The organism is Thiolapillus sp., assembly GCF_048562965.1.
Lineage (GTDB): Bacteria > Pseudomonadota > Gammaproteobacteria > Chromatiales > Chromatiaceae > Thiolapillus > Thiolapillus brandeum_A.
Genome location: NZ_JBHNMF010000132.1, coordinates 1 through 7,714, shown reverse-complemented (window position 1 = coordinate 7,714; position 7,714 = coordinate 1). Strand labels below are relative to the sequence as shown.

The following is a 7,714-nucleotide window of genomic DNA, read 5'->3' as shown; positions in this document are numbered from 1 at the left end:
TTTGTCCAAGGTAATTTCAACGGCCACTCTCACAAGATTATTTCTCATTTTCTCTCGAATGAAATTATAGACAAATACTGTAATTATTAGTTCCATTAAGAACGCAACACTACACTAGGTTACCCTCAACCGTAACGTTCAGGAAGGGGCTTTTGCGACACCCTCCCTCGGGGAGAGGGTCAGGGTGAGGGCGCACTTTCCTACAGATCGCCGGGAATCAGGGAATACATGCAGGCATCTCTGGGCTGGCCTGCCATCAGCAGCCGGTTTCGCTGCACGCCTTCGAACACCGCGCCTGCCTTTTCCGCCACCCGGCGACTGGCGCTGTTGCCGGTGAGCATGACGATTTCCAGTCGGGACAACCCCAGTTGTTCGAAACCAAACCCGGCGATGAGCCTGGTGCCTTCCGTGGCCACACCCTGGTTCTGGGCGGATGTCCTCACCCAGTAGCCGATGTTGCCGATGCCATGCAGGAGATCGAGATGGTTGATGCCCATGCCGCCCAGGAGCTGGCCATCCGTCAGGGAATAGATGATGAAGCTGTATTCATCGGCGTTCTCCCAGGCCAGGGGCCGGGATTCCACCCAACCGCGGGCATCTTCCAGAGAATATCCGGGATGGGCCCAGGGCAGGAAGGGCTGCAGTGCTTCCAGGGACTCGCGCACGGCGTTGTGGAAGGGGACGGTATCTTTATTGGCAAACTGGCGCAGGCCGATGGTCGAGCCACCAATGTGCATTTTTCATTTCTCCTTCAGCGTTGACAACGACTGCAATAATAGCTGGAGCGCTGCCCCAGGGTTTTCTGACGGATGGGACGGCCGCAGGCGGGGCAGGGTTCGCCTTCCCGGCCGTAGACCTGCAGTTCCTGCGCGAAATAACCCGGCCTGCCATCTGCCTGCACGAAGTCCTGCAGGGTAGTGCCGCCTGCTGCGATGGCCGTGGCGAGAATCTCCCGGATGGCCTGGGCCAGGCGCTCACAGCGTTTGCGTGACAGGCTGCCACAGGGTCGGGTGGGCAGTATGCCCGCCTCATACAGAGCCTCATTGGCGTAGATGTTTCCCACGCCCACCACGACCTGGCCGTTCATGATGAACTGTTTCACCGCCACCTTGCGCCCGCGGGAGCGCCGGTAGAGGTAGTCACCATCGCATTCCGGCGACAGAGGCTCTGGTCCCAGTTTCGCCAGCAGGGGATGTTGTTCTGCCGGATGATCCGTCCACAGAACGGCGCCGAAACGGCGCGGATCGTGGAGGCGCAGGCAGTGTCTGCCGAACACCAGGTCGAAATGATCATGCCTGCCTGCTGTCGTCTCAGACGGCAGGATGCGCAGGCTGCCTGACATGCCCAGGTGCAGCAGCAGCGTGCCGTTGGTGAATGTCAGCAGCAGGTACTTGCCCCGCCGCGAGACGTGTTTGAGCTTACGGCGGTGCAGTAATACGGGTAGTTCTGGAGGAACAGGCCAGCGCAGCTGTGGTTGGCGTATGATCACGCCGGTGATTGTCTTTCCCCGGATATGGGGCTCGATGCCGCGGCGGGTGGTTTCCACTTCCGGGAGTTCGGGCATGGTTCAGCGCCGTGTCTTCAGGTAGTGGGTATAGCTGTCGCTGACCAGATGGATTTGGTCGCCCACCCGCACATAGCGCAGGCCGGAAGCCGGGTCGAGATCACCGATGAGAATGGTCAGGTCATCCAGCTTCAGCCGGTAACGCGGCGGTTTCAGCCCGAAGGCCCGCAGGTCGTGAGCGGCAGCGGAAAAGTGGTGCAGGCTGGGCAACTGAGCCAGGTGCAGCATCGTGTCCGCCAATCGGGGATCTTCAACCGGTTTGCCCGAGCTGGCATGGACCCAGCCGTCGTTTCTGCGCACCAGGCGGGTGGTGACCTTGCCATCCTGCCAGATTTCCAGGTGTTCAATACTGTTGCTGTCCAGTGCTGTGATGGGCAGGTAGGCGTTCTGCCGCTGCAGCTGGCTGTAGATGGCCAGGCTCATGAGCGTGGCCAGGGCCAGCAGGAGCCAGTTGCTGCGGACGACCGGACTCATGCCCGCCTGCGTCGCCAGCCGGTGAACAGGCCCAGGGTCACCAGCAATAGCGGCAGGCCGAACATGAACAGACTGGCCAGGGTGGCCGTGCGTGCAGGCTGCCAGCGCCACTGCTGATCCGCCGGGGTGAATTCGGGAATGTCGATAAGCTGTCCGTTGTCACTGAGCCAGTGGATCAGGGCCAGGCCGAAATCCCGGTTGGCGCCGTTGCCGAGAAAGCGGTTGCTGAGAAAATCGCTGTCGCCGGCAATGATCACCTTCTGCTGTTTTCCGTCCTTCCTTTCGCGGGTGAGCGCCAGTGCCAGATTCAGTGGGCCGCGCTGCTCTCCGGCGCGGGGATCCCGCTCTATGCTGCCCTTGAGCGAGCCGGTCTCGTTCCAGCTGCGGGCGCCGGTACGCAGCAAGGGGCTGGCCCGCCACTTGTCGTCCATGATTTCCGGTGCCCGTGCATGGGGCAGGAACACGGCGGCCTGCAGCGATTTATGCAGGGGGCTGTCGTCGGTGGGATTGCCGATGGCGATGGCAGGGCTGTCCCTGCCCATGTCCGCGGCTGCGGCGTCTACGATGGTGCCGAGAAGAAAGGCGATGCCGAAATAGTCTGCCAGCGCCTGGGGAATCCGGCCAACGGCCAGCCACAGCAGGGCGCCACCGCGTTCCAGGTAGTTCAGCAGGACGGCCGTCTCACCAGCGCTCAATGCCGTGGCCGGCGCGGCCAGGACCAGCAGCCGCACGTTGTCCGGCACCTGGCCGGTATCATTGAGTTCGAGTTCGATGACCTTGTAGGATTTTTCTTCCAGCAGCTTCCCGAAGCTGCCGAGTTCATGGTTCTTACTGCCCCGTAGCGAGGCTTCGCCGTGCCCCCTGATGCCTGCGATCCAGCCCTGGTTGTCCAGGCTCAGGCGGGTGAGGGCTTCGCTCAGCAACTGCTCATTGACAGTGCCGATGCGCGCCTGGCGGCCGTGGTATTCCAGCAACAGCTGGGGCGTGTGGTGTATCTCCAGGTCTCTGGCCACCTCGGGTTCCTGGCTGGGATCGATGAACTGCAGTTGCAGTTGGGGATAGTGCTGGCGATACTTGTCCAGCAGGGTGCTGACCAGCGCGCGTTGCAGGGGCAGGTCGGGAACGAAGGCGGTGACCTTGATCGGCCCCTGCAGACGCTGCAGCAGGGCCAGGGTCTGGGGATGGAGCTGGTTGTGCCCCTGACGGCTCCAGTCCCATTGCAGGGAATAAAAGCCGGAAAGGACCAGCGTCAGTCCCAGACAGAGCAGGACCAGGAGCTGCAGCAGGGGGTGGCGCCACTTCATTCGCCGCCTCCCAGTCGCCATATACGGTGGGTTGCCAGACCCAGCGCCGCGGCTGTGAAAGCCAGAAAATAGACGATGTGTTTGGTGTCCACCAGCCCCTCAAAGAAAGGTGACAGCCGGGCATTGAGAGAGAGTGCCTGCATGACATTACCAGCGTTGGCATCGAGGAGCCAAAGCAGCACCAGCAGCCCCCAGCTCATGGCGGCGGCGGTGAGGGGTTGCTCGCTGATGGCGGACAGCCAGATACTGATGGCGCTGGCCATGGCTGTAAACAGCAGCAGACCCAGGAAACTGCTTGCCAGCCGGCCGGCATCCACGGCGCTGCCCAGTTCCAACAACCAGGCCATGAGCAGTGGCAGGAGCACCAGGGGCAGGTTGCCCAGCAGCAGACCCAGCCATTTTCCTGCCACCAGCTGCCAGGCTGAAACCGGCGTGGACAGCAGCAGGGTGATGCGGCCGCTGCGTATTTCGTCGGCGAAGCTCCCCATGCCCTGCAGGGGTATGAGTACCAGCAGTATCAGGGTGGTGGAGGACAGGGTCGGGGTGACCACCATGTCAATGATGCCCAGGGGGCTGTTGCCAGCGACCAGTTCGGGCAGGATCTTCAGATACACGTCGAGCTGCAGGAAAAGCAGCCAGGCCAGGATGAACTGGACCGCCGCCAATGCGATCCAGCTGCTGGCGCTGGTGTAGGTGGCGAGGAGTTCACGGCGGGCGATGGACCAGATCACGGTTGGCCTCCGGCTTCCCGGCTGATGGCATCCGCGAGCAGGGATTGCAGGTTGTAGCGGGCGGGGATCAGGGCCAACAGCTGCCAGCCGTGAGCCGTGAGCCGTTCGCTGAGGACAGCCACCGGGCTATTCAGGGCAAGCTGGTACCATCCATCGCCCTGGGGCTGGACAGTCGCCACCCCGTCCAGCTGTTCCAGCTCGGTTGTATCTTGCGGTGGCGAGCCCAGCTGGATGCGCACCAGGTTGCTACCGGCCAGTTGCTGTTCGGCGACCTGGCGGCCCTCGTTCAGGATGATGACACGCTGGCACAGCTGTTCCATATCGGCCAGGATATGGCTGGCAAGCAGGATACCGCAGGACTCGCCCAGCTGCCGGATCAGGTCGCGCAGCGACTGGGCCTGAGCGGGATCCAGGCCGGCTGTGGGTTCATCCAGAATCAGAATTTCCGGGCCATGTATCAGCGCCTGTGCGATAGCCACCCGCTGGGCCATGCCCTTGGACAGCCGGCTGCAGAGCCTTCTTCCCAAAGAACGCAGGTCCAGACGCTGTTTCACCGCATTCCTCGCGCTGGTGAGTTCCGCACCCTTCATACCCCGCAGGCAGGCGGCGAAATCCAGGTTTTCATCCACGCTGAGGCTGCCATACAGGGGGGGGATTTCAGGCAGCAGGCCGATATGCCGCTTGGCTTGGGGATGCCGGTGCAGATCCTTCCCCAGCACCTGCACCCGGCCACTGCTGGGCGCGAGCGCCCCGCTGAGCAGGGCTAGGGTGGTGGACTTGCCGGCGCCGTTGACGCCCAGCAGGCCGACCACTTCTCCCGGGTGCAGGTCCAGGTGGAAGCCGGTGAGGCGGGTCTTTCCCTGGTCCTTTCTGCCCAGGTTGTCGGCGTGCAGTAACAGATTTTCCATGCTGTGCCGATAATAATCGCTCTGGCGCCGGGGTGCATCTTATCTGGTGCCGGGGTGCATTTTATAATGAGTCGAACAGCATTTATTGGTTGTCTTGAACATGATTCTACTGGGCGTCGATACGGGCGGCACTTTCACCGATTTCGTTCTGTGGCGCGATGGCAGACTTCGCGTGCACAAGCTGCTGTCCACGCCCCACGCGCCGGAACAGGCCATACTCCAGGGTATAAAAGATCTGGGACTGGCCGGCGAAGACCTGCGCATGGTGCACGGCTCGACCGTGGCCACCAATGCCGTGCTGGAAGGCAAGGGGGGTCACGACCCTGTTCATCACCAATCGTGGCTTTGCCGACATGCTCCGTATCGGGCGCCAGAACCGCCCGGAACTCTACAATCTGCAGCCCGGGCCCCGGATGGATCCCGTAGCGGAAGAACTCTGTCTCGAGATGGGTGGGCGACTGAGCGCCACGGGTGAGCTGCTGGATGTATTCGATGCGGCAGACAGGGAAAAACTGGCCGCTGCCATTGCCGAGCATCGGCCACGTTCACTGGCGGTGAACCTGTTGTTTTCCTGGCTGGACGACGGGCCGGAAAAATCTGTGGCGGCCTGCCTGCCCGGGGAGCTGTTCGTTTCCCTGTCTTCATCGGTTCTGCCTGAAATTCGCGAGTATGAGCGGGGCATGGCCACCTGGCTCAACGCCTGGGTGGGTCCTCTGGTGCAGGGCTACCTGCATAGATTGCAGGCCGGCCTGCCGGGCAGCCGGGTGGCCGTGATGCAAAGCTCGGGAGACACGGTGGTCGCAGACAGGGCCGGAGACCAGGCGGTGCGCATGCTACTCTCCGGGCCGGCGGGTGGTCTGGTGGCAGCGGGATTTCTCGGGCGCAGAGTCGGTTGCCGCCGTCTGCTCAGTTTCGACATGGGTGGAACCTCCACCGACGTGGCGCTGCTGGACGGTGAACCCAGACTGACCACCGAAGGGCATATCGGCCCCTATCCGGTGGCCGTACCCATGGTGGACATGCATACCATCGGTGCCGGAGGCGGTTCCATCGCCTGGCTGGATGAAGGTGGCATGCTGCAGGCCGGGCCCGAATCTGCCGGAGCAGATCCCGGCCCGGCCTGATACGGGCGGGGGGGGCGAGCAGGTGACGGTGACCGATGCCAACCTGGTGCTGGGCCGTTTGCTGCCAGATGCCTTTCTCGGTGGCGAGATGCAACTGGACGTGGCTGCCGCGGAGCAGGCTTTGGGGCGACTGGCGGAAGCCATGGGTTGCACGATGCTGGAAGCGGCACAAGGGGTGATCCGTATCGCCAACGAACACATGGCCCGGGCTCTGCGCACCATCTCGGTGCAGCGGGGCCTGGATCCGGCCGGTTTCACCCTGATGTCCTTTGGCGGCGCCGGGGGACTGCATGTCTGTGCCCTGGCGGATGCCCTCGGAATGACCCGGGCCCTGGTACCGGTGCACGGCGGGGTGTTGTCGGCACTGGGCATGCTGGTTGCAACCCCTGGACGGGCTGTCGGATGAAGCCATCGAAACAGCGCTGGATACCCTGGCCGAAGAGGCCCTCGCGCTCATGGTGGAAGAAGGGGTGGCGGCAGTAGCCTGTGAGCTCGGGCGTTCCCTGGACTTGCGTTATCTGGGGCAGTCCTACACCCTTGAGATTCCCTGGTCAGGCAGGAGCCTGACGGCTGAGGTATTCCACAAGCGCCATGCAGAACGATACGGACATGATCTCGATCTACCGCTGGAGCTGGTCAATCTCAGGCTTTCCGTGCAGGGGCCGGGAACGGTGATCGATCCCGCCTGTACGCCAGCTGACCGGCCGGCCGCGCCATTCCGTCACTGCCGGATCGCAGACGAAAGTGTCCGGGTAGGTTGCTATCAGCGTGATGAACTGGCACCGGGACAGGAGCTGTCCGGTCCGGCGATCATTGCGGAGCAGGTGGCGACGACCTGGCTGGCCCGCGGCTGCAGGCCCGAGTGGACGAGGCGGGCAACCTGTTGCTGACGCGGGTTAATAATATGATATGAGCAGAATAGTCCTGACCGACCCATTTATGCATCACAATGCGAAACCGCGTTATGGTTGTAGGTCGGGCTTTAGCCCGACAATCCACCGTTGTGTGTCGGACTGAAGTCCGACCTACAGGCGAGTGTCATTTCATCATCTCGAATAGCTTGTCAATGTGCGGACTATTATGCACCTCTTAGTAATCTTTCCTGAGCAGGCGCTTCATCAGCCGCGGCAGCCGTTTGTCAGACTTGTGCCGGGCAAGGAGCAGGCTGATGTTGTCGGCATTCTCGCCACCCCGTTCGCTGGCGGTTCGAATCAGCATGTCGGCGTGATATTGCAGGGTGCCGGGCAGGGATAACTGCTGCAGGATCTCATCGGGAGAGATTTCGTTCCAGAATCCGTCACTGCACAGCAGGAACAGGTCGTTGCAGTTCAGACCGGCGGCATTGATTTCGGGAACCACGTCGTTGCTCCCGCCCAGGCACATGTAGAGCTGGTTGCTTTCTGCGGAATCGCCGAAGGTTGCCGATTGCTGTTGAAGTTCCGTCATCGAATGATCCTTGGTATGGAAAAGCAGACGGTTGTTCTGGAAATCTAGAGTTTAGAGTTTCAGAGGAGAAAAACCACTAAAAATCTCAAAAAATAGTTGACATAGCAAGGCGCGGCCTCTCAGAAGAGAAATCAACACAAACTTCTGGAGGCCGCTATGGACG

At 61.8% G+C, this 7,714-nt stretch carries 11 protein-coding genes; 4 read left to right on the top strand and 7 right to left on the bottom strand.

Annotated features, from left to right (window positions below; translation table 11 throughout):
* Window positions 1-200: 200 nt before the first annotated feature.
* The 6 genes from ACOCD2_RS08855 to ACOCD2_RS08830 are packed head-to-tail and all read right to left on the bottom strand — an operon-like array spanning window position 201 to window position 4,981.
* On the bottom strand, window positions 201-737 hold the full coding sequence (locus tag ACOCD2_RS08855; protein ID WP_293646808.1) for a GNAT family N-acetyltransferase: 537 nt from the start codon (window positions 735-737) through the stop codon (window positions 201-203).
* A gap of 14 nt (window positions 738-751) precedes the next feature.
* Complete coding sequence (gene mutM, locus ACOCD2_RS08850) at window positions 752-1,564, bottom strand: bifunctional DNA-formamidopyrimidine glycosylase/DNA-(apurinic or apyrimidinic site) lyase (protein ID WP_293646807.1); 813 nt, start codon at window positions 1,562-1,564, stop codon at window positions 752-754.
* Between the two features lie 3 nt (window positions 1,565-1,567).
* The gene (locus ACOCD2_RS08845) at window positions 1,568-2,038 is read right to left on the bottom strand and encodes a DUF4340 domain-containing protein (RefSeq protein ID WP_293646806.1); all 471 of its coding nucleotides are present in this window, start codon (window positions 2,036-2,038) and stop codon (window positions 1,568-1,570) included.
* Window positions 2,035-3,342, bottom strand: a complete 1,308-nt coding sequence (locus ACOCD2_RS08840) for a GldG family protein (RefSeq protein WP_293646805.1) — start codon at window positions 3,340-3,342, stop codon at window positions 2,035-2,037. Before ACOCD2_RS08840 ends, ACOCD2_RS08845 begins: the two co-directional genes overlap by 4 nt.
* Window positions 3,339-4,073, bottom strand: coding sequence for an ABC transporter permease (locus ACOCD2_RS08835; RefSeq protein WP_293646804.1), 735 nt, complete (start codon window positions 4,071-4,073; stop codon window positions 3,339-3,341). Before ACOCD2_RS08835 ends, ACOCD2_RS08840 begins: the two co-directional genes overlap by 4 nt.
* Window positions 4,070-4,981, bottom strand: a complete 912-nt coding sequence (locus ACOCD2_RS08830; protein WP_293646803.1) for an ABC transporter ATP-binding protein — start codon at window positions 4,979-4,981, stop codon at window positions 4,070-4,072. Before ACOCD2_RS08830 ends, ACOCD2_RS08835 begins: the two co-directional genes overlap by 4 nt.
* Before the next feature lie 100 nt (window positions 4,982-5,081).
* Here ACOCD2_RS08830 and ACOCD2_RS08825 point away from each other — a divergent pair, with 100 nt between their 5' ends.
* Genes ACOCD2_RS08825 through ACOCD2_RS08810 form a run of 4 tightly spaced genes read left to right on the top strand, consistent with a single transcriptional unit; the run spans window position 5,082 to window position 6,995 of the window.
* Window positions 5,082-5,456 carry a hydantoinase/oxoprolinase N-terminal domain-containing protein gene (locus ACOCD2_RS08825; protein WP_308214433.1) on the top strand — a complete coding sequence of 125 codons (375 nt, stop codon included), beginning with the start codon at window positions 5,082-5,084 and terminating at the stop codon, window positions 5,454-5,456.
* Window positions 5,344-6,105: a hydantoinase/oxoprolinase family protein gene (locus tag ACOCD2_RS08820; RefSeq protein WP_308214434.1), complete on the top strand. Its 762-nt coding sequence runs from the start codon at window positions 5,344-5,346 to the stop codon at window positions 6,103-6,105. The genes ACOCD2_RS08825 and ACOCD2_RS08820 overlap by 113 nt, the downstream gene beginning before the upstream one ends.
* 22 nt (window positions 6,106-6,127) lie before the next feature.
* A complete protein-coding gene (locus ACOCD2_RS08815) occupies window positions 6,128-6,511 on the top strand; it encodes a hydantoinase/oxoprolinase family protein (RefSeq protein ID WP_296800868.1) in 384 nt (127 codons plus the stop codon).
* Complete coding sequence (locus ACOCD2_RS08810; RefSeq protein WP_293675100.1) at window positions 6,483-6,995, top strand: hypothetical protein; 513 nt, start codon at window positions 6,483-6,485, stop codon at window positions 6,993-6,995. Before ACOCD2_RS08815 ends, ACOCD2_RS08810 begins: the two co-directional genes overlap by 29 nt.
* Window positions 6,996-7,194: 199 nt before the next feature.
* Here the strand turns inward: ACOCD2_RS08810 and ACOCD2_RS08805 are convergent, their stop codons facing one another.
* Window positions 7,195-7,551, bottom strand: coding sequence for a PP2C family protein-serine/threonine phosphatase (locus ACOCD2_RS08805; protein ID WP_293646802.1), 357 nt, complete (start codon window positions 7,549-7,551; stop codon window positions 7,195-7,197).
* Between the last annotated feature and the right edge of the window lie 163 nt (window positions 7,552-7,714).

Coding starts and splice junctions, on each gene's coding strand:
- ACOCD2_RS08855 (WP_293646808.1), bottom strand. CDS start 737: ATGCACATTGGTGGCTCGACCATCGGCCTGCGCCAGTTTGCCAATAAA.
- mutM (WP_293646807.1), bottom strand. CDS start 1,564: ATGCCCGAACTCCCGGAAGTGGAAACCACCCGCCGCGGCATCGAGCCC.
- ACOCD2_RS08845 (WP_293646806.1), bottom strand. CDS start 2,038: ATGAGTCCGGTCGTCCGCAGCAACTGGCTCCTGCTGGCCCTGGCCACG.
- ACOCD2_RS08840 (WP_293646805.1), bottom strand. CDS start 3,342: ATGAAGTGGCGCCACCCCCTGCTGCAGCTCCTGGTCCTGCTCTGTCTG.
- ACOCD2_RS08830 (WP_293646803.1), bottom strand. CDS start 4,981: ATGGAAAATCTGTTACTGCACGCCGACAACCTGGGCAGAAAGGACCAG.
- ACOCD2_RS08825 (WP_308214433.1), top strand. CDS start 5,082: ATGATTCTACTGGGCGTCGATACGGGCGGCACTTTCACCGATTTCGTT.
- ACOCD2_RS08805 (WP_293646802.1), bottom strand. CDS start 7,551: ATGACGGAACTTCAACAGCAATCGGCAACCTTCGGCGATTCCGCAGAA.